This is a genomic window from Photorhabdus africana (assembly GCF_035181445.1).
GTDB lineage: Bacteria > Pseudomonadota > Gammaproteobacteria > Enterobacterales > Enterobacteriaceae > Photorhabdus > Photorhabdus laumondii.
Genome location: NZ_JAXBVE010000036.1, coordinates 1 through 20,479 on the forward strand (window position 1 = coordinate 1; position 20,479 = coordinate 20,479).

Annotated in this window: 16 protein-coding genes, 2 tRNA genes and 1 pseudogene; 15 read left to right on the forward strand and 4 right to left on the reverse strand. The window is 42.0% G+C overall.

The annotated features are described in order from the left end of the window. The 6 genes and pseudogenes from SLS51_RS24715 to SLS51_RS17700 form a co-directional block, all read left to right on the forward strand. Positions 1-106 (forward strand): annotated as a pseudogene (locus SLS51_RS24715) (IS982 family transposase); the annotation flags it as partial. 185 nt (positions 107-291) lie between these two features. Next, positions 292-367: transfer RNA gene (locus SLS51_RS17680), tRNA-Asn, on the forward strand. 258 nt (positions 368-625) lie between these two features. Beyond that, a tRNA-Asn gene (locus SLS51_RS17685) sits at positions 626-701 on the forward strand. 217 nt (positions 702-918) lie between these two features. Next, entirely contained in the window at positions 919-1,971 is a 1,053-nt protein-coding gene (gene pyrC, locus SLS51_RS17690; RefSeq protein ID WP_323839956.1) for a dihydroorotase, read from the forward strand. 325 nt (positions 1,972-2,296) lie between these two features. Continuing rightward, positions 2,297-2,551 carry a biofilm formation regulator BssS gene (bssS, locus tag SLS51_RS17695; RefSeq protein ID WP_011146095.1) on the forward strand — a complete coding sequence of 85 codons (255 nt, stop codon included), beginning with the start codon at positions 2,297-2,299 and terminating at the stop codon, positions 2,549-2,551. A gap of 203 nt (positions 2,552-2,754) precedes the next feature. Continuing rightward, a complete protein-coding gene (locus SLS51_RS17700) occupies positions 2,755-3,357 on the forward strand; it encodes a response regulator transcription factor (RefSeq protein WP_323839986.1) in 603 nt (200 codons plus the stop codon). A gap of 50 nt (positions 3,358-3,407) precedes the next feature. Here SLS51_RS17700 and trhO read toward each other — a convergent pair whose 3' ends face one another. Next, positions 3,408-4,466: an oxygen-dependent tRNA uridine(34) hydroxylase TrhO gene (gene trhO, locus SLS51_RS17705; RefSeq protein WP_323839957.1), complete on the reverse strand. Its 1,059-nt coding sequence runs from the start codon at positions 4,464-4,466 to the stop codon at positions 3,408-3,410. 44 nt (positions 4,467-4,510) lie between these two features. Between trhO and SLS51_RS17710 the strand changes: the two genes are divergently transcribed. Then, positions 4,511-4,648 (forward strand): hypothetical protein, encoded by a 138-nt coding sequence (locus tag SLS51_RS17710; protein ID WP_323839958.1) that lies wholly within the window; start codon positions 4,511-4,513, stop codon positions 4,646-4,648. Positions 4,649-4,709: 61 nt separating this feature from the next. Here SLS51_RS17710 and SLS51_RS17715 read toward each other — a convergent pair whose 3' ends face one another. Then, positions 4,710-4,946 (reverse strand): DinI family protein, encoded by a 237-nt coding sequence (locus tag SLS51_RS17715; protein ID WP_323839959.1) that lies wholly within the window; start codon positions 4,944-4,946, stop codon positions 4,710-4,712. A gap of 263 nt (positions 4,947-5,209) precedes the next feature. Here SLS51_RS17715 and SLS51_RS17720 point away from each other — a divergent pair, with 263 nt between their 5' ends. After that, positions 5,210-6,151 (forward strand): Kdo(2)-lipid IV(A) acyltransferase, encoded by a 942-nt coding sequence (locus SLS51_RS17720; protein WP_323839960.1) that lies wholly within the window; start codon positions 5,210-5,212, stop codon positions 6,149-6,151. Positions 6,152-6,727: 576 nt separating this feature from the next. Continuing rightward, positions 6,728-8,266 (forward strand): peptide MFS transporter, encoded by a 1,539-nt coding sequence (locus SLS51_RS17725; protein WP_323839961.1) that lies wholly within the window; start codon positions 6,728-6,730, stop codon positions 8,264-8,266. A gap of 188 nt (positions 8,267-8,454) precedes the next feature. On the opposite strand, the gene SLS51_RS17730 is transcribed toward SLS51_RS17725, so the two are convergent. Both SLS51_RS17730 and SLS51_RS17735 read right to left on the reverse strand, forming a co-directional pair. Next, the gene (locus tag SLS51_RS17730; protein ID WP_058589470.1) at positions 8,455-8,814 is read right to left on the reverse strand and encodes a hypothetical protein; all 360 of its coding nucleotides are present in this window, start codon (positions 8,812-8,814) and stop codon (positions 8,455-8,457) included. Positions 8,815-9,021: 207 nt separating this feature from the next. After that, a complete protein-coding gene (locus SLS51_RS17735; protein ID WP_323839962.1) occupies positions 9,022-9,855 on the reverse strand; it encodes a MurR/RpiR family transcriptional regulator in 834 nt (277 codons plus the stop codon). A gap of 303 nt (positions 9,856-10,158) precedes the next feature. Here SLS51_RS17735 and SLS51_RS17740 point away from each other — a divergent pair, with 303 nt between their 5' ends. The 6 genes from SLS51_RS17740 to SLS51_RS17765 all read left to right on the forward strand — a co-directional run bounded on the left by SLS51_RS17740 (position 10,159) and on the right by SLS51_RS17765 (position 20,315). Next, positions 10,159-11,670, forward strand: coding sequence for a CoA-acylating methylmalonate-semialdehyde dehydrogenase (locus SLS51_RS17740; RefSeq protein WP_323839963.1), 1,512 nt, complete (start codon positions 10,159-10,161; stop codon positions 11,668-11,670). Positions 11,671-11,686: 16 nt separating this feature from the next. Next, positions 11,687-13,621, forward strand: a complete 1,935-nt coding sequence (iolD, locus tag SLS51_RS17745) for a 3D-(3,5/4)-trihydroxycyclohexane-1,2-dione acylhydrolase (decyclizing) (protein ID WP_323839964.1) — start codon at positions 11,687-11,689, stop codon at positions 13,619-13,621. A 365-nt stretch (positions 13,622-13,986) separates the two neighbouring features. Further along, positions 13,987-14,973, forward strand: coding sequence for an inositol 2-dehydrogenase (gene iolG, locus SLS51_RS17750; protein WP_323839965.1), 987 nt, complete (start codon positions 13,987-13,989; stop codon positions 14,971-14,973). 115 nt (positions 14,974-15,088) lie between these two features. Continuing rightward, positions 15,089-16,792 carry a solute:sodium symporter family transporter gene (locus SLS51_RS17755; RefSeq protein ID WP_323839966.1) on the forward strand — a complete coding sequence of 568 codons (1,704 nt, stop codon included), beginning with the start codon at positions 15,089-15,091 and terminating at the stop codon, positions 16,790-16,792. Positions 16,793-17,201: 409 nt separating this feature from the next. Next, a complete protein-coding gene (locus SLS51_RS17760; protein ID WP_323839967.1) occupies positions 17,202-18,335 on the forward strand; it encodes a Gfo/Idh/MocA family protein in 1,134 nt (377 codons plus the stop codon). 75 nt (positions 18,336-18,410) lie between these two features. Next, a complete protein-coding gene (locus SLS51_RS17765; protein WP_323839968.1) occupies positions 18,411-20,315 on the forward strand; it encodes a bifunctional 5-dehydro-2-deoxygluconokinase/5-dehydro-2-deoxyphosphogluconate aldolase in 1,905 nt (634 codons plus the stop codon). The last annotated feature ends 164 nt before the right edge of the window (positions 20,316-20,479 follow it).

Sequence of the window (20,479 nt, forward strand, 5' to 3'; positions counted from 1 at the left end):
TTTTTTATTGGAAATCGTCGCGGGCTTAATTGCTTATACATTCCAACCTAAAAAACCGAGCCTGAATTTACGGGATTGTGATATCGCTATTTTTAAACGAAGCTGAGGTTAATATAACAATTCTAATCAACCCGAACCCGCTTCTATAGCATACATCTCCAGCAAATAAGCCTTATTCGGCATAAAAATAGATCAACAAGTTCAGTTTGCCAGCAAACAGACCATTTTTGTTATTTTCTGCTTTGACAAAGCAAAAGCATATCGTTAATATGCACCCCGTTGTGAAGGAGTTCCTCCATAGTTCAGTCGGTAGAACGGCGGACTGTTAATCCGTATGTCACTGGTTCAAGTCCAGTTGGAGGAGCCAAATTATGAAAATCCCGCTTAATGCGGGATTTTTGCTATTCTGACTTCTCTACTTAATTCTCCCAACTATTTACTCACAACATCAGCACGGTAGTTCTATTCAACTTACGTTAATGGAATAAAATTCCAGCAAATCTCAAGTAATTAGCATAAAAATATAACAACAAGTGCATTTTGCCAGCAAACAAACTTTTTTTGTTGTTTTCTACTTTGACAAAGCCGAAGCATATCACTAACATACGCCCCGTTGTGAAGGAGTTCCTCCATAGTTCAGTCGGTAGAACGGCGGACTGTTAATCCGTATGTCACTGGTTCAAGTCCAGTTGGAGGAGCCAACTTCATTTCTTTTTTACCCTCATATTTTATTTTTTCCTTTGTGATAAGAAAATCCACCTCTGACTACCCTAACCTAGTTGATTTGGCTGAGTTTTTTTCTAAAAATTATATTCATTAATAGCTATTCAACCATTTTAGCTTTATCATCCATTCCCGGCCTGGATATGCTGAACTCAGCATCTTCGTTCCCATCATATATACTGGAGCCGGTTTCTCATGACCACTGAATCATACACAATAAAAATCCGCCGCCCTGATGACTGGCACATCCATTTTCGTGATGGTGAAATGCTAAAAACTGTCGTTCCCTACACCAGTCATTACTTTGGCCGAGCTATCGTCATGCCTAATCTGCTTACGCCGATTACAGAAGTGGTCAGTGCCAAGGCTTATAGAGACAGAATACTGGCAGCTATTCCCGAAGGAGATAATTTCCAGCCTCTTATGACCTGCTATCTTACTGACACGACTGAAAGCTCTCAGATAGAAATTGGTTATAAAGAAGGCATTTTTACCGCTTGTAAGCTCTACCCTGCCAATGCCACAACCAATTCAAGTCACGGCGTCTCTGATATAAAGAATATTTATCCACTATTAGCCGTGATGGAAAAACTGGGGATGCCTCTGCTCGTCCACGGTGAAGTGACTGCTTCTCATATTGATATTTTTGATCGAGAAGCCCGCTTTATTGAACAAGTCATGGAGCCACTACGTAATCAATTCCCAGCACTGAAAGTTGTGTTTGAACACATAACTACCAAAGAAGCTGCACAATATGTGCTGGAAGGTAATAACAATCTGGCAGCAACATTAACTCCACAGCATCTCATGTTCAATCGCAACCATATGCTGGTTGGTGGGATTCGGCCACACCTATACTGTCTGCCTGTGCTGAAACGCAATGTGCATCAAGAGGCTTTACGGGCAGCCGTCGCCAGTGGCTGTGATCGCTTCTTTCTAGGAACAGACTCAGCACCACATGCACAACACAAGAAAGAATCCTCCTGCGGTTGTGCCGGCGTCTTTAACGCACCATCAGCGTTACCTGCTTATGCAACAGTGTTTGAGGAGATGAATGCATTACCGCATTTTGAAGCTTTTTGTTCATTTAATGGCCCTAAATTTTACGGGCTACCTGTCAATGAAGGCTTTATCGAACTAACTCGCAAACCTTCTACCGTAATTGAACACATTGATTGCAATAATGAAAAACTTATTCCATTTTTGGCTGGCGAAGATGCTCGCTGGGATGTGAAAGTAGCAGACTGATATAACATGGGGATGGTCATCATCCCCATTAATTTACATAGTTATACCCTATGGATTTCAAGATGGATCGCGACGGCAAGGGAGAAAATCCCCGGGGGCATAGCGAACTATGTGGCCGGGGTGAGCGAATGCAGCCAACAAAGAGGCAGCTTGAAAGATAACGGGTATATCAATACACCAACAAACTGCTTCATAATTCCTAACAAAAAACCTTCTTACTTTCATTAAAAAGCATATACTAACTAATGACTCATTCAAGAATGAGGTAGTTTGCTCTTAGTCAATGATATTAATAAATAATGCAGTGATCTGATTAGGAGGTTTTATGGGCAGTAAAGATGAAGTTATTCAAACGCATCCTGTTGTAGGTTGGGATGTCAGTACCGTCGATACATATGATGCAGTGATGCTACGCCTTCACTATTTGTCCTCCCAAGATCAAACACCAGAACATGTTATGGTAGATCGAACCTTATGGTTGACAACTGACATTGCAAAGCAGTTGATATACATCCTCCAGGCAGGAATTGAAAAGATCGAATCTTCAGAATACAGCGATCTAAACCATACAAAGCATTAATAATCTTAAACCCGGACACCCGTATAAATGGGTGTCCGGTTAGGAGACCCATCGATTCATCTCAAAGATTTTGTCTGGAATACCATATCACTATATAATAATTTCGGATTAAGCTAACTTAACCATCAAATTTGCCGAGTTGACTACTGATAGATGGGGCGTTTATTGTGAGTTTGGCCAAACAGGAACAGGGATGTGCAATAATGAAAATCTTAATTGTTGAAGAGTGCTATTTTACCCGTTCAGGTATCAGAGAGTTTTTAAAGAAAAATGATAATGTCGAACATCTTGAAATTGTTGACTCACCTTCAATTAATGAGGCTATAGACATCGTAACTCATTTTGCTCCTGATATCGTTTTAGCTAATTTGACACATTATTGTCATCATGCCAGTTACTGCTCCGATTTACAGAAATTTATTACTCTTATAGATAACACGCGTATATATATATACCTTAATAGCGCCTATCCTTATTGTGACCATTATATTACATTGAAGGATAGTTCTTTTATTCTGTCAAAGAGAAATCTTACCTATCTGCTTAATAAGATTAGCAAAACTACATTACAAGAAATTCAGAGACATAAAACAACAGTTGACCAATGTTGTTCTATGTTCAGTCCTCAAGAGCACAAAGTTATCGATTACTGGATGCAAGAAATCCCTAATTACCAGATATCAAAAAAGTTAAAAATCAGTAGTAGCACAGTCTATTCCCATAAAAGACACATTACTGAAAAAATAAATGTACGCAATAGAATTGAACTCTGCTTTATTTACAATGTATTTAAATATCTCTATTAACTAAATCAAATAAACTGGCACATTGATCTCTGTGCCAGCGATTAATCATGTTATTCAACAGACTGTAGTGAAGTACTGTTCAACCCATCCTGTAGACGATGTCGGGATTTATTAAATATTTTTGCTCCATTTTCACGACCGGCACGGCGAGTACGCTGCTCGGTTTCCGGTAACCTGACTTCTTCTCTGCATATTTCACTACAACAGCCTTCAAATTTAGTTGCACACTCTGGACACTGAATAAATAGCAAGTGGCAACCTTCATTTTTACAATTAGTATGACTGTCGCAAGACACGCCACATTGATGGCAATGAGCAATCACATCATCTGAAATACGCTCTCCCATCCGCTCATCAAAGACAAAATTTTTACCCATAAAACGTACCGGTAATCCCTGTTCTCTCGCTTTACGGGCATATTCGATAATACCGCCCTCTACGTGATAGACGTTTTTAAAACCATTGTGCAACATATAGGCACTGGCTTTTTCACAGCGAATACCACCGGTGCAATACATTACAATATTTTTATCCTTATTATCCTGCAACATTTCCGCAGCCATTGGCAACTGTTCACGGAATGTATCAGAAGGAATTTCAATTGCATTTTCAAAATGCCCGACTTCATATTCATAGTGATTGCGCATATCAACAAATAGCGTATCAGGATCATCCAGCATCTGGTTGACCTGCTCAGCTTTAAGGTACGCGCCGGTTTTTGATGGATCAAAAGTTTCATCTTCAATCCCATCAGCCACTACGCGGTCACGTACTTTCATACGCAAAACCCAGAAAGATTTCCCATCATCATCAAGCGCAATATTCAGCCTCAAATTATCCAATGCAGGATCAACGCTATACAACAAAGCTTTAAATGCTTCTAAATTATCAGTTGGTAAACTTATCTGAGCATTGATCCCTTCTTTCGCAATATAAACCCGGCCAAATACTGAGAGGTCGGTAAATTGTTGATACAAGCTGTTACGAAAAGCCAGAGGATCTAAGATATTAAAATATTTGTAAAAAGAGATGGTAATACGAGGTTGGGTCTCCGCCAACATACGTGCTTTCAGCTCTTTATTAGAAATGCGGTTGTGTAACACTGACATGGTGTACTTTCCTGAATTTCAAGTCATAAAATAGGGATGTATAAGTGATAGCCTCCGCTATCAAACGTAATATACCTGATATCTTTCAAGTTGCCTCTTTGTTGGCTGCACTCGCTCACCCCGGTCACACAGTTACCTATGCTCCCGGGGATTCACTCCCTTGCCATCGCGATCCATCTTGAAATCTATAGGGTATATGATAACGAAAATGATTTTCAACGAGTAGTCATTTGTAACTCTCTATCAAGGCTGGAACCAATCATCAGCGCTTTCCCAGGTCTCTTGTAGAATCTCTTCAACGGCTTTCCTGTCATCGGGAGTGCCACCACGAACAGATAGCCCATCATGACTTGCCAACTTCACATTGGTTTTAATATCAGGCCAGCGACGTTTAAGACGGTTATCCAGTTCTACAGCAAGCGCAGGGATAGCACCTTTTGGCAGTTTTTTAGATTTATCGATCGTGACTTCTACATGCATAATTTTCCCCTCCACAAACAATACTGTTCATATAAACAGTAATATTATCTACATGAATTGTAAATAGCACTGTAAAACTATTTTAATTTTTATTTATCAATAAATTATGAGCTATCATTCTTTACCAATGACAAAAGCTAAGTGCACCAAAATCGAGATCATAAACATTTCATGCTTGAAAACTTCGATATCCCGTCAAAAAGTGTCACAATAAGGAAATTGTTTTGTCCATCTTACTTGGAACTATAAAAACCTGAGAATCCATGATACAAGCACCTTCTTTTCAACGTTCACTACTGCATCCTCGTTATTGGCCTACTTGGTTTGGTATCAGTCTGCTTTACTTACTGGTTCTACTCCCCTACCCCATTATTTACTGGATAGGCATTCGTCTGGGCAGATTTTCTATGCGCTTTCTGAAAAAACGTGCCAAAGTTGCCGAAAGAAATCTTGAGCTATGTTTTCCTGATATGCCACAAGAAGAGCGCAACGCGCTATTAATAAAAAACTTCGAATCCGTCGGAATGGGAATATTTGAAACGGGTATGGCCTGGTTTTGGCCTGACTGGCGGATAGAACGCTGGTTTAAAGTAACTGGGCGAGAAAACATTCAGAAAATTCAAACTACTGGGCAAGGAATTATTGTTATTGGTATCCATTTCCTGACACTGGAACTCGGTGCCCGCATTCTCGGTTTGCTCAATCCTGGCATTGGCGTCTACCGACCAAATGATAATCCAGTTATGGATTGGCTACAAACATGGGGACGACTGCGCTCCAACAAATATATGTTGGATAGAAAAGATGTCAAAGGCATGATCGGCTGTCTGAAAAATGGCGAAGTTGTCTGGTACGCCCCCGATCATGATTACGGCCCACGAAAAAGCGTATTTGCACCACTATTTGCTGTAGAACACGCTGCAACCACTACAGGCACGTCGATACTTGTACGCCTCGCTGATCCGGCAATGATCCCATTTACTCCCCGTCGTCTGCCTGATGGAAAAGGCTATGAACTGATTATTCAACCGGCAGTAGCAGGATTTCCAAAAGATGATGAAGTGAAAGCGGCTGCTTTCATGAACAGAGTTGTCGAACAGGAAATTTTACAGGCGCCTGATCAATATATGTGGTTACATCGTCGCTTTAAAACCCGGCCTAAGGGTATGCCTTCTCTCTACGGACAAGCTGATAAAGTCCATTAAATTTATTCATGGCTGTTTCTTTATCCAGGAAACAGCCATAATCACTTTCGTATGCAACCCAATAATTGACTATCTTATTTCAATGCTGATGCCATATTTTTTAATCTAATTTATTTCCAAGGCGGATTCGACTAATAAATACTAAGTTGACAATCAGGTTACTTTACTTTTTTTATCTTTCACTATCACCGTTAATATCTAGCCTTTGAAAAGATGTTTTATACATTATAGTTATTACTTAATTTATTATTTTAAAATATTTTTCCCATAAAAAGACATCGAATATAAATAGAAGTAAGTCAATAGGTCTTATCTCATTGTAACCAATCAATGATGAGAAATGAGATTGATGTCGGATTTTGCTCCGAAAAATGGAATATAAAGTAAGAGATATCTTACTTGTTAATAAAATTGACCGAAAAATATGTTAAAAATATATTAACAAAACAGGACATCATTTAATAAAAACGGGGCTTTTTTGTTTGCTCTAAACCTAAATTTGAAAGAGCTTGTTAAAAGCTTTATTTGTCACACACACACTGCACTCTTAGAGTGTAGTCTTATAGGAAAACTTAGATGCAATCCTCCATTAACAATACGAAAACCAGAACTTTCTTTGGGCATCCTTATCCATTAAGTTCTTTGTTCTTCACAGAAATGTGGGAACGTTTCTCTTACTACGGCATTCGTCCACTGCTGATCTTATTCATGGCTGCAACCATCTATGATGGTGGTATGGGTATTCCTCGTGAACAGGCCGCTGCCATTGTCGGTATCTTTGCAGGTAGTGTTTATCTGACCGCACTACCCGGTGGTTGGCTGGCGGACAACTGGTTAGGTCAACGTCAAGCAGTCTGGTATGGCTCAATCATTATTGCACTAGGGCACTTGTCTATCGCTCTTTCCGCTTTCTTCAGTCATCACCTGTTTTTTATCGGTTTACTACTGATCGTATTAGGAACAGGGCTATTTAAAACCTGTATCACCGTGATGGTCGGCACACTGTATAAAAAAGATGATCCACGCCGTGATGGTGGTTTTTCCCTATTCTACATGGGAATTAATCTCGGCTCCTTTATCTCTCCATTAATCACCGGCTTATTAATTCAAGACTATGGCTGGCATTGGGGTTTTGGTATTGGTGGGCTAGGCATGCTAGTTGCTCTACTGATATTCCGCTTCTATGCGGTTCCCCTGATGCGCCGTTATGACAAAGAAGGTGGGCTGGATTCAAACTGGGATCGCCCTACAGTCAAACGTAAAAATGTCGGCAAATGGGTTTTTACCGCTATTCTCGCTATGATGGCAACCATTGTCCTACTTACCCTCGGTATCATTCCATTTAATCCAGTGGCTGTAGCCAGCACGATGGTTTATGTCATCTCATCCTGTGTAACACTTTACTTTATCTATCTATTCCTGTTTGCTGGTTTGAGTGGTAGTGACCGTTCCCGCCTGCTAGTTTGTTTTATTCTGTTAGTATCTGCTGCCTTCTTTTGGTCTGCATTCGAGCAAAAACCAACCTCATTTAACCTGTTTGCCAATGATTATACTAACCGTTTAGTGATGGGATTTGAGATCCCAACAGTATGGTTCCAATCAATCAACGCACTATTCATTGTCCTACTGGCCCCCGTATTCAGCTGGCTCTGGCCTGCGTTGGCCAAAAGTAATATTAACCCAAGCAGTATCAGTAAATTCATTATTGGTATTCTGTTCGGTGCCGGTGGTTTTGGTCTGATGATCCTGGCGGCCCAGAATGTATTAGCAACAGGTGAAACTGTTTCTCCACTCTGGCTGGTCGCAAGTATTCTGTTGCTGACACTCGGTGAGCTGTGCCTTAGCCCCATTGGTCTCGCGACGATGACGCTACTGGCCCCATCGCGAATGCGTGGTCAGGTCATGGGCTTGTGGTTTTGTGCAAGTGCCTTGGGTAATCTAGCTGCCGGTTTGATTGGCGGACATGTGCGCGCTGACCAACTGGACAACCTACCTGATCTGTTCTCCCGTGTATCTCTGGCTCTGATTATTTGTGCAGTGGTATTGATGGTGTTAATTGTCCCTATTCGCCGCCTGCTCAATAGTGCTGATAAATCAGAAGCGAAAGCTCAATAATATTTATACCCGTTATCTTTCAAGTTGCCTCTTTGTTGGCTGCACTCACTCACCCCGGTCACATAGTTCTCTATGCTCCCGGGGATTAGCTCCCTTGCCGTCTCGATGCATCTTGAAATCCATAGGGTATATAGGCAGGCTTGCTAGCTTTAGGATTCACTTCACTGTCGAACTGCTTTAAGTCACGGTTATTCCCGATCAAAAAAGTTACTTCTGGTCATACCGTTATTCTCTTTAATACGCGCAGTACGCTCAAGATCCTGACGGATTTTCTCATTGACACGATCATTAAACTCTCGGCTCTTCCGATTAAGTTCATCTTCTTTCATCTGTCTTGCCAGTTCCCGCTTCTCCACCGCATTATTATCCGTAATGAGTTTATCCACATCCCAATGCTTAGATTGAAGATTTTCCCGTTTCTTCAAATAGTCCGCAGATGGCTTATTATCAGCAGGAATATCACTTTTGTAGTCAAAATTTGAGGCAAATGCCTGGAAAGAAATTGCAGATAAAATGACAAAAATGTAACGCGATCCTTTACTCATCATATTGATCCCTTTTCAAAACCATAACTCAGAATAATTATTAAATAATTATCACCAATAAGAATCAACAACATTTATGTCTAACAAACCAGTTTCAATATCAGGTTTACACTCTATTTAAATTATGTGCTTTCTACTGACCTGATAAAGCATTACCCGCCGGGATTCGCGGGTCAATAGTCATTAGAGGTTCATCGGGAATATACACAATTAAATCGTATTTCCTTGCCGATAAGCCAGAGAAACCGCCAAAGATTGCACTAAACACAAAGTAGCAGACTGAGAACGGAATGCCTCCACCTGTGCTTCTTTAACCACAAAACAAACATCACTAAAGCTGGCAAGCGGGCTAATCTGGCTATCTGTAATCACAATCTGTTTTGCCCCGGCTTTTGCCGCCCGTTCACTGACCATCAGCGTCTCTTCTGCATAAGGGGTAAAACTGATTGAAACAACAACATCTTCTTCCCCAATTAAATTAATCTGTTCCCTGAACATTCCCCCCAAACCATCCACGAGTAAAGGACGACATTCCAGATGATTCAATGCATAAGAAAGATAAACCGCCACACTAAAAGAACGACGCAGCCCAATAATGTAAATATTCTTAGCTTGAGCCAATAACTCTACCGCGTTCCTTAAATCTTCAGGGGCTGTTCTGGCAGCTAACTGTTGCATAGCCTGCACATTTGAACGAGCAAATTCCTGCAAAATATGCTGAGGGTCTTCAGGCGGTTCCTGTTCGCCATCCAGTTCTCTAAATAATCTGGCCCGGTCTGTATAACTGGCGGTTTCTTCCACCATATGCATACGAAATAGCTGTTTCATTTCATTAAAACCACTGAAACCAAATGCATTCGCGAAACGAATTAATGTTGATGGAGGAACATCAGCTTCTCTGGCAATCACAGCAACAGTATCAAAAGCGACACTATTCGTATTATCCAGCACATATCGAGCTACTTGTTGCAGGCGTTTACTCAATCCACTATAGCGTGAACGGACTTGTTCTTGAAATTCATTCAGATTCGATGCGACAGACATAAATCCCCCATAAAATTTATCGCCAGCAATTGTAATCGTTTTACCGTATAAGCTGAATCATATTTCATTTTTATAGTTAAAAATGAAACACATAATCCATTCATTGTAATGATTTATTATGACTAATATATTGATTAACACCTAATTAGTCACCTAATTATCGGTCATTCATAAAAACTTTACTCCGATCACACTAATTGCCTTTTGTTCCAAATCATATTGAAAATAAAACATATATTTCATATATCTATTATCAACGTTTCCGATTCAGTACTAACATCAAATCCGCAAAAGAGGCTCAGAATGGAACAGGTACAGAATTATGTTAATGGGCAGCTTATTCCCAGTCATAGCACCCGTTTTTCGCCGGTTTTCAATCCAGCAACGGGAAAACAGATACGTCAGGTAGCACTAAGCACAGACCATGAAGTTGAACAAGCAATTGAAGCCGCTCATCAGGCTTACAGGGAATGGTCTAAAGTTTCACCACTGAAACGTGCTCGTGTTATGTTCCAGTTCAAAACATTACTGGAAGCTAATATAGATAAACTGGCACGATTGATTTCAGAAGAACACGGAAAAATCTATTCAGATGCCATTGGTGAATTAACTCGCGGTCTGGAAGTCGTTGAGTTTGCCTGTGGCATTCCTCATCTACAAAAAGGTGAACATTCCGCTAATACCGGAACAGGTATAGATAGCCATTCATTAATGCAGCCTTTAGGCGTTTGTGTTGGCATTACCCCTTTCAACTTCCCGGCCATGGTTCCTATGTGGATGTTTCCTATCGCATTAGCGACAGGGAATACTTTCGTATTGAAACCTTCAGAAAAAGATCCCTCTCTCGCGCTTGAATTAGCATCACTACTTAAACAATCCGGTTTACCCGATGGCGTATTTAATGTTGTCAACGGCGATAAAGAAGCCGTCGATATATTACTAACAGATCCACGCGTGCAAGCTGTCAGCTTTGTGGGTTCAACGCCCGTCGCTGAATATATCTACACTACCGCCTCAACTCATGGGAAACGCTGTCAGGCGCTGGGAGGCGCAAAAAATCACTGTATTCTGATGCCAGATGCCGACCTCGATATGGCGAGCAGTGCTATTACAGGTGCGGCTTTTGGCGCAGCCGGTGAACGTTGTATGGCACTGTCTGTTGTATTGGCGGTTGGGGATGAAACGGCAGATGCGTTAATTGAAAAATTACGTCAACAGATCAACAAAATATCTGTCGGTCCCGGTATTGTCGCAACGAAAGAAAACGATATGGGTCCCGTTATCTCCGCCCAACACCAAGCTAAAATCTGTGATTACATCGATAGTGGCGAAAAACAGGGGGCCAGCTTGTTAATTGATGGCCGTCAACTCAAAGTTCCGGGTTATGAAAATGGCTATTTTATTGGCCCGACGCTGTTCGATAATGTCACGCCAGAGATGAAAATCTATCAAGAAGAGATCTTCGGCCCTGTTCTGTCAATTGTCCGTGTAGCCGATTATGCCACCGCGCTAACATTAATTAACTGCCATCAATATGGTAATGGTACCGCGATATTCACCCGCGACGGAGAAACAGCTCGCCAGTTTAGCGAAGATGTACAAACAGGTATGGTAGGCATCAATATCCCCATTCCGGTACCAGTGGCCTTCCACAGCTTCGGGGGCTGGAAACGCTCAATTTTTGGCCCACTTAACGTTCACGGTAATGATGGCGTTCGCTTCTACACCCGCATGAAAACCGTTACCAGCCGCTGGCCAGCAAGTATCAGGTTAGAACATCATTCCAGCAGTTTTGTGATGCCAACAATGGAATAAAATGGAGTTCTGTAACATGAACAAATCAACAATGACAACGGCTCAAGCATTGGTGAAATTCCTGAACCAGCAATATGTGGAAGCAGACGGAGAGCAATACCCATTCATCAGAGGAATCTTTACCATTTTTGGTCACGGTAATGTTGTTGGATTGGGGCAAGCACTGGAGCAAGATCCTGGTCATTTGACCGTTTACCAAGGATGCAATGAGCAAGGTATGGCCCATATCGCCACAGGTTTTGCTAAACAGAAAAAGCGCAAACAGATTTTTGCCGTAACCTCCTCTGTTGGCCCTGGCTCCGCCAATATGGTCACCGCTGCGGCAACTGCCACAGCTAATCGCATTCCTCTGCTGTTATTACCCGGTGATCTCTTCGCCTGCCGTCAGCCTGATCCCGTCTTACAACAGGTTGAACAGTTCCACGACCATACTATCAGCACCAATGACTGCTTCCGCCCTGTTTCTCGTTATTGGGATCGTATCTCCAGACCAGAACAGCTAATGAGCGCTATGATTAATGCGATGCGAGTTCTGACCGATCCCGCCGATACCGGTGCCGTCACAATCTGTTTGCCACAAGATGTTCAAGGTGAGATTTGGGATTTTCCTGACTATTTCTTCCAAAAACGAATTCACCGCATTGAACGCCGCCCTGCTTCTGTCGCCATGATTAACGATGCGGTGGCACTCATAAACCGCAAGAAAAAACCTTTACTTATCTGCGGTGGTGGAGTGCGCTATTCAGAAGCTCATAACGCTTTTCGTCAATTCGCAGAACACTTCAATATTCCTTTTGCTGAAACACAGGCAGGTAAAAGCGCCGTCATTGCCGACCATCCCCTTAATTGTGGTGGCTTAGGCACAACCGGCTGTCTTGCTGCCAACTTGATCGCCAAAGAGGCCGATTTGATTATTGGCGTTGGCAGCCGATTTACTGATTTTACCACTGCATCCAAATCGCTATTTCAGCATCCAGAAGTTGAATTTCTCACTATCAATGTAGCGGAATTCGACGCCTGCAAACTGGATGCAATCCCCGTTGTATCAGACGCCCAAGCAGGGTTAAACGCTATTGCAGGACAACTTATTCAATTGAATTATCGCAGTGGTTATCAAGATGAGATTCATCAGGCACGGGAAACATGGCGAAAAGAGTTAAATCGTCTGTTCGACATTGAATATCAGGCAGATTTCACACCAGAAATTCCCGGTCATCTTGATGATAAATTGGAAGAGTACAGCCAAACATTACAAACCCGCCTGACACAAACCAGCGTATTGGGATTATTAGACAAATATCTTGAGCCCGAAGCGATTATTGTTGGTGCATCAGGTTCCCTTCCTGGCGATTTACAGCGATTATGGCAACCCAAACAACCGGATACCTATCATCTTGAGTATGGCTATTCCTGTATGGGCTATGAGATAGCCGCTGCTATTGGCGCTAAACTAGCCTGCCCCAACCAACCGGTTTATGCCATAGTCGGTGATGGCGCTTATATGATGCTTCATTCAGAGCTGCAAACCGCAGTACAGGAAAATATCAAAATCACCGTGTTGTTATTTGATAACGCGGGATTTGGCTGCATCAATAATCTACAAATGAGCCAAGGGATGGGCAGTTTCGGAACAGAAAATCGCTACCGGAACCCAGAAAATGGCAACATGGATGGCAAACTGATTAAAGTCGATTTCGCCAAAAATGCAGAAAGCTACGGCTGCAAAAGTTACCGAGTCCATGATGAACAGCAACTGCTTTATGCATTACAAGAAGCCCAAAAACAGACGGTGCCGGTACTCATAGATATCAAAGTGCTGCCTAAAACGATGACACATGATTATGAATCATGGTGGCGAGTAGGCACAGCACAAGTAGCGGAAAACCCAGCTATAGAGTCTGCCGCAAAGAAAATAAAGGAGATGGTTGCAACCAAAGTACGTCAGTACTAGAAGTTAATGGCCTGTTATTTTACAGGCCATTTTCCCTTTCCTCACCGTTTTCAATGCCATTTTTGGAATTTTTATTCTGGAAATAAGTGACTCTTTTTCTTTCATCAATCTCTATAACTCAGCGTAACCATATACTTAGTCGAATGTATATTATAATTTGTTTTTAAAGGACAAATGTTCCAATCCATCCAGTATTAATCTTACTTTACGTGATCTAATTAACATAAATTTAATATTATCATTAACAAAATGCTACGCCGCACTCAAAAATATAATTTCCAAATATTGATAAATTGAAATAAATGTTTTATTTGATATATTTTAAAGTATCTCATAAGCAGATATTTAGGTATCAAGGAGCATCCATGTTCAACATTGCATTATTTGGCGCTGGGCGAATTGGGCAAGTACACGCAGTGAATATCTCTCATCATAAAGAAACTTCTCTTTATTCGGTTGTCGATCCCCATCAGAAAAGTGCTGAACTTTTAGTACAGCAATACCAAACAAAAAGACAAACTACTGAACAGGCAATGTCTGACCCTCAAATAGATGGTGTTCTTATTGCCTCAGCAACAGATACTCATGCAGACTTAATTGAACTCGCAGCAAAACATCATAAAAAAATCTTCTGTGAAAAACCGGTTCATCTTGATATCGAACGTATTCGTCATTGCCTTAAAACCGTTAAACAATATCAGGTGCCCTTATTTGTTGGCTTTAACCGTCGTTATGATCCGCAATTCCGCCGAGTAAAAACCCTGTTTGATGCTGGCACGATAGGAAAAGCTGAATCTCTGCTGATTATTTCCCGCGATCCCTCTCCTCCCTCCGCTGAATACGTCAAAGTTTCTGGTGGTATGTTCCGGGATATGACAATACATGACTTCGATATGGCGCGTTTTATTATCGGTGAGGAACCCTGCTCGATCTACGCCCAAGGCAGTAATCTGGTTGATCCAGCAATTGGGCAAGCGGGTGATATTGACACCGCCTTTATCGTTATGAAATTCCCATCAGGGGCAATGGCAACCATTACCAATAGCCGCCGCTCCGGGTACGGCTATGACCAACGGATTGAATTGCATGGTGAAAAAGGGCTGCTTAGCGCCGGCAACATCAAAGAAAACAGCGTTGAACTCTGGGAAAACAGTGGTTGTTTAACAGCCAAGCCAGAGCATTTCTTCCTGCAACGTTACCGGGAGGCCTACATTGCTGAATGGGACCATTTTGTCGATGTCATGGCTGGTCGTGCCACACCAGAATGCAGTGGCACTGATGGCGAACAGGCACTTTATCTGGCCGATAAAGCGCTCGAATCCCTACATTCAGGTAAAGAAATCAGATTATAAAACAGCCCTACATTTCTAACTGACTCACATTTATTTTCACCCTAAAAACGGGAAAGGCCGCTTTCCCGTCAGCATATTGCTGCCTGAAAATAGTCAATCAGGCTTGGAGGATAGTATGTTAGCTTTTCTCTCATTTATTGGTTTTACCTTATTAGTGGCTGGCTTCGCTTATTACAAAACCCATAATGCTCGTCTGACAGAATCCACTGAAGGCTATTTTCTTGGCGGACGATCTCTCACAGGTGTTTATATTGGTAGCTCTATGTTATTGATGAACCTGTCCACAGAGCATTTAATCGGTTTAAATGGATTAGCATTCCGAACTGGCTTTATCGTTATGGCTTGGGAAGTGATAGCCGCGGTGACAATCGTTCTATTCGCTATTTATTTCCTGCCTAAATATCTGAAACTCGGTATTTCAACCATCCCGGAATATCTTGAACGCCGATTTGATAAAAATACGCTACTTATTACCTCAATTCTTTTCCTGGCTATGTATATCATTTCACTACTCCCCATTGTGCTGTATACCGGCGCGATTGCATTGGAAAGTCTATTTCAGGTTTCCAATGTATTCAGTATTGATAAAACTACGGCATTATGGATTATGGTTTGGGGCGTTGGTGGATTAGGTGCGGTTTATGCCATCTTTGGTGGTATTAAAGCCATTGCCGCCGCAGATACCATTAACGGCATTGGCTTAATCGTTGGTGGGTTAATGGTAACCATTTTTGCTCTGCTCTATGTCGGCAATGGCAATGCCTGGCAAGGATTAGTTGAAGTTTATCAATCTAATCCTGATAAATTTAACTCCATCGGCAGTGAAGATTCTCTGGTTCCTTTCTCTACACTATTTACCGGCTTAATTGTTTCCAATATGTTTTTTTGGTGTACCAATCAATCCATTGTCCAGAAGGCTCTTGGTGCAAAAAATCTCGCCGAAGGACAAAAAGGCGTCATGTTGTGTGCTTTACTTAAACTCATCATGCCGTCTATTATTATTTTGCCAGGCATTATTGCTTTCCATATTTTCAAAGGACAAATAGATAATCCAGATAACGCTTACCCAGAATTAGTCCATTTAATTCTACCGGAAGTATTGGTTGGTTTCTTCGCCGCGGTGGTGGTCGGTGCGGTATTTTCCACATTCAGCGGCGGACTTAATTCATCTGTAACACTGTTTATCGTCAATATTTACAAACCGCGAATCAACCAAAATGCCACCGAAACTCAAACAGTCGCTATGAGTAAATATTTGGGGATCGGGTTAGCGTTAATCACTATGATCGTCGCACCGTTAGTCGCTAATGCACCGGATGGTCTGTTCTATCTCATTCAACAATTACAAGGAATTTTTAACGCGCCAATTCTCAGTGTGGTATTAGTTGGTCTGATGACTAAACGAGTGCCGCCTATTGCCGCTAAACTTGGCCTATTATTCGGGATGTCTGCCTATATTATCTGTAATTTTATTTTAAAAATTGACCTGCACTTTTTTCATCTGGTTGGTATTTTATTTGTTCTCAATGTTATTTTCATGTTGGCTATTGGCTACTTTTTTCCAGCTAAGCCATTTGCAGATGTTTATACCGAACAGGTAAATATTACACCTTGGTCTATGGTGAAACCAGTTGCATGGTTAATTACACTATGTTCCATCTCTATATACGTATTTCTTGCACATAACGTTCCCAAAGTAATCATGATCATTTATTACCTTTCTGCTGTATTAATACTATCTTATGCGCTATACCAGATAGGTAAAATGCTATTCAAAAAACTTGCAATAAATAGTACACCAAAAAGAACAGGTAAATAAAATAAATAACTGACTTTATTACTCCAATATTGCTATCAGAATAACTCACTGCCAGGATTTCCCTGCATCCCATATTTGAAAGAGGAAATCCTGGAGATTTGCTAACCAACACACACTCCATATATACCAAGCCATAAATGAAACAAAAATTCTAATATTCTATTTTTTCTGTTCTTACCTCTGAATGGTACCTAACTTATTAGAAAATTAACCTTATATAACGAGATGTTACCTAAAAACCCTTATCAGATCACAACTTGGAATTAATGTTTTCATTTAAGTTGAAAATGAAACAAATATTTCCTATAACAGATGTATGACAACAACCAAGGCTAACTGGCAAACACTAAAGAATTGACTGCAACAATAAACGACCTATCCGCTTCCTTCTATTCGGAGAAACAACTATATGGAAGAGATTCGTATCGGCCTAATCGGTACTGGTTACATCGGACGTACACATGCCATTGCTTACGCACAAGCACCTACGGTTTTCCCTCTGGCAGGCAAATTAGTTTGTGAAATGGTCGCCGAAGTTTCTGCTGAACTCGCCGCAAAACGGTCTGAACAATTAGGTTTCCGGCGCTTTACTGATAATTGGCGCAAATTAGTATCAGATCCCGATATTCATGTTGTTGATATCTGCTCACCAAATTTTCTTCATAAAGAGATGGCTCTCGAAGCGATCAAACATGGCAAGCATGTTTATTGTGAAAAACCACTGGCACTAAATTCAACTGATGCAAAATTAATGGTCGAAGCCGCCAAAAAAGCCGGCGTGAAAACATTAGTCGGTTTTAACTATATGAAAAACCCCACCGCACAACTGGCTAAAGAGATCATTTCGAATGGTGAAATCGGTGAAGTCATTCACTTCTACGGCACTCATAACGAAGATTATATGGCTGATCCACGCATCCCTATTCACTGGCACTGCTTCAAAGATAAAGCTGGATTAGGTGCATTAGGCGATCTTGCCGCCCATATCATCAATATGGCGCAGTACCTGGTTGGTGATATCCAAACTGTTTGCGCAGACATGGAGACTATCATCAAACAACGCCCGGAAAAAACCGGCTCTAGCATGATGGTTACCGTAGAAAACGAAGATCAAGCACACGCTATGGTGCGTTTCAACAGCGGAGCAATGGGTACTATTGAAACCTCCCGTATTGCCTGCGGTCGAAAAATGGGTTTGAGCTACACCATTACAGGAACAAAAGGTGCTTTGAGCTTCACACAAGAAAGAATGGCCGAACTAAAACTTTACCGTCACGATGAACCGGCAAACCGCCAAGGCTTTAAAACTATTCTTATTGGACCGGAACATCCTGACTATGCACCATTCTGTCTCGGTGCAGGTCACGGCATCGGCTTCAATGATCAAAAAACAGTGGAAATCAGAGACTTGATCAATGGCATCGCCAGCAATAAAGAGATATGGCCGGATTTCACCGAAGGTTGGAAAGTCTCACGTATTCTGGATGCCATTGCTCGTTCTTATCAACAGCAACGTTGGGTGAATGTCACTGAAATCAATTAATTATTTTTATCAATTTTCCACTATCGGAGCTCATCATAGCAACACTTGATGCTTGTACTTATAAGGAATTATTCAATGGAGCAGAAAAAAAAATTTGACGTCATCTGCATGGGACGAATCGCTGTTGACCTTTACGGTCAACAAATCGGAGCACGTCTGGAAGACATGGGAAGTTTTGCAAAATATCTTGGCGGTTCTTCCGGTAATGTCGCCTATGGTACCGCTCGTCAGGGGCTCAAATCTTCCATGCTAGCCAGAGTCGGTGATGAACATATGGGACGTTTCCTTAGGGAAGAGTTGCAAAGTGTTGGCTGTGATACCAGCCATCTAACCATTGATAAAGAACGCCTTACGGCACTGGTGCTGCTAGGAATCAAAGATAAAACCACGTTTCCCCTGATCTTCTATCGTGATAACTGCGCCGATATGGCAATTACCCGTGATGATTTCAGTGAAGAATACATTGCATCAGCCCGTTGTTTGGCAATCACTGGAACACATCTTTCTCATCCCAACACTCGCGATGCGGTGCTGACGGCCCTCAACTACGCCCGCCGTAATCGTGTAAAAACCGTCATGGATATTGATTACCGCCCGGTACTTTGGGGATTAACTTCTCTGGGAGATGGTGAAACACGTTATATCGCATCGGAACAGGTAACAGCTCAGTTACAGGAAGTATTATCACTATTTGACCTCATTGTTGGCACAGAAGAAGAGTTCCATATTGCCGGTGGTTCCACAGAGACTATCGAAGCACTGCGCAACATTCGTAAACTCACGTCAGCTACATTGGTTTGCAAACGGGGATCACTGGGATGCTCTGTTTTTACCGCTGAAATCCCTAATGATCTGAATGATAGCATTACCATACAGGGCGTCCGTGTCGATGTGCTTAACGTACTCGGTGCCGGGGATGCTTTTATGTCCGGCCTGTTACGCGGCTATCTTAATAACGAAGGTTGGGAAAAAGCCTGCACCTACGCTAATGCTTGTGGCGCGTTAGTCGTTTCTCGTCATGGCTGCGCACCGGCAATGCCAGATAAAACAGAGCTTGATAACTATCTATCACGCGCCAATCAAATACTACGCCCTGATTTGGATGAAACACTTAATCACCTTCACCGTATCAGCGCTCGTAAAAATCAATGGGACGAACTGTGCGTAATGGCATTTGATCATCGTATTCAATTTATTGAATTAGCCCGACAAGCAAACGCCAGTATCAAGCGGATTTCATCATTAAAACAACTTCTATTGCGCGCCAGCCGAGAAGTTGCCGCAGAAGCAGGGTTACAAGGAAAAATAGGCCTGTTATGTGACAGCACGTTTGGTCAGGATGTTTTAAACGAAATTACCGGTCAAGGTTGGTGGATCGGCCGCCCAATTGAGCTACCCGGCTCCCGCCCGCTTTGTCTGGAACATGGCAACATAGGTTCCCAACTTATTGATTGGCCACTGGAACACATCGTCAAATGTCTGGTGTTTTTCCATCCAGAAGATGCTCACCCACTCCGCCTGGAGCAAGAGAAAAAAATTCGGGAAATTTATGCCGCATGCTGTAAATCTGGTCACGAACTTTTACTGGAAGTGATTCTACCTGCGGGAATGAAACACTCTGATGAGTTCTATATTCGCGCACTTAGACGCTTTTATAACCTTGGCGTTAAACCGGATTGGTGGAAACTCCCACCTCTCAGTTCCGAAAGTTGGGACAACATTAACTCTCTCATCCAGCAACGAGACCCCTATTGCCGTGGCGTCGTTATTCTTGGTCTTGATGCTCCACAAGAAGAGCTGGAAATAGGTTTTAATGCCGCAGCCGGCAAATCTATCGTCAAAGGTTTTGCTGTCGGAAGAACCCTATTTGGTCAACCATCCCTAAAATGGCTAAAAAACGAGATTGATGATAACTGTTTGATCCAGAAAATAAAAACCAACTATCACAACCTGATTAGCTTATGGCGTCAGCGCGGATAGCAACATTAAGATACCCTATGGATTTCAAGATGCATCGCGACGGCAAGGGAGTGAATCCCTGGGAGCATAGCAAACTATGTGACCGGGGTGAGTGAGTGCAGCCAACAAAGAGGCAACTTGAAAGATGACGGGTATAAAATTATTTTATTCAACTAGGAGCACCA

Bases quoted from the DNA above. Each gene is read 5' to 3' on its own strand.
- SLS51_RS17755 (WP_323839966.1), top strand. From the start codon at position 15,089: ATGTTAGCTTTTCTCTCATTTATTGGTTTTACCTTATTAGTGGCTGGC.
- trhO (WP_323839957.1), bottom strand. From the start codon at position 4,466: ATGTCAGTGTTACACAACCGCATTTCTAATAAAGAGCTGAAAGCACGT.
- SLS51_RS17715 (WP_323839959.1), bottom strand. From the start codon at position 4,946: ATGCATGTAGAAGTCACGATCGATAAATCTAAAAAACTGCCAAAAGGT.
- SLS51_RS17735 (WP_323839962.1), bottom strand. From the start codon at position 9,855: ATGTCTGTCGCATCGAATCTGAATGAATTTCAAGAACAAGTCCGTTCA.
- iolD (WP_323839964.1), top strand. From the start codon at position 11,687: ATGAACAAATCAACAATGACAACGGCTCAAGCATTGGTGAAATTCCTG.
- SLS51_RS17760 (WP_323839967.1), top strand. From the start codon at position 17,202: ATGGAAGAGATTCGTATCGGCCTAATCGGTACTGGTTACATCGGACGT.
- pyrC (WP_323839956.1), top strand. From the start codon at position 919: ATGACCACTGAATCATACACAATAAAAATCCGCCGCCCTGATGACTGG.
- SLS51_RS17765 (WP_323839968.1), top strand. From the start codon at position 18,411: ATGGAGCAGAAAAAAAAATTTGACGTCATCTGCATGGGACGAATCGCT.
- SLS51_RS17700 (WP_323839986.1), top strand. From the start codon at position 2,755: ATGAAAATCTTAATTGTTGAAGAGTGCTATTTTACCCGTTCAGGTATC.
- SLS51_RS17740 (WP_323839963.1), top strand. From the start codon at position 10,159: ATGGAACAGGTACAGAATTATGTTAATGGGCAGCTTATTCCCAGTCAT.
- SLS51_RS17720 (WP_323839960.1), top strand. From the start codon at position 5,210: ATGATACAAGCACCTTCTTTTCAACGTTCACTACTGCATCCTCGTTAT.
- iolG (WP_323839965.1), top strand. From the start codon at position 13,987: ATGTTCAACATTGCATTATTTGGCGCTGGGCGAATTGGGCAAGTACAC.
- bssS (WP_011146095.1), top strand. From the start codon at position 2,297: ATGGGCAGTAAAGATGAAGTTATTCAAACGCATCCTGTTGTAGGTTGG.
- SLS51_RS17730 (WP_058589470.1), bottom strand. From the start codon at position 8,814: ATGATGAGTAAAGGATCGCGTTACATTTTTGTCATTTTATCTGCAATT.
- SLS51_RS17725 (WP_323839961.1), top strand. From the start codon at position 6,728: ATGCAATCCTCCATTAACAATACGAAAACCAGAACTTTCTTTGGGCAT.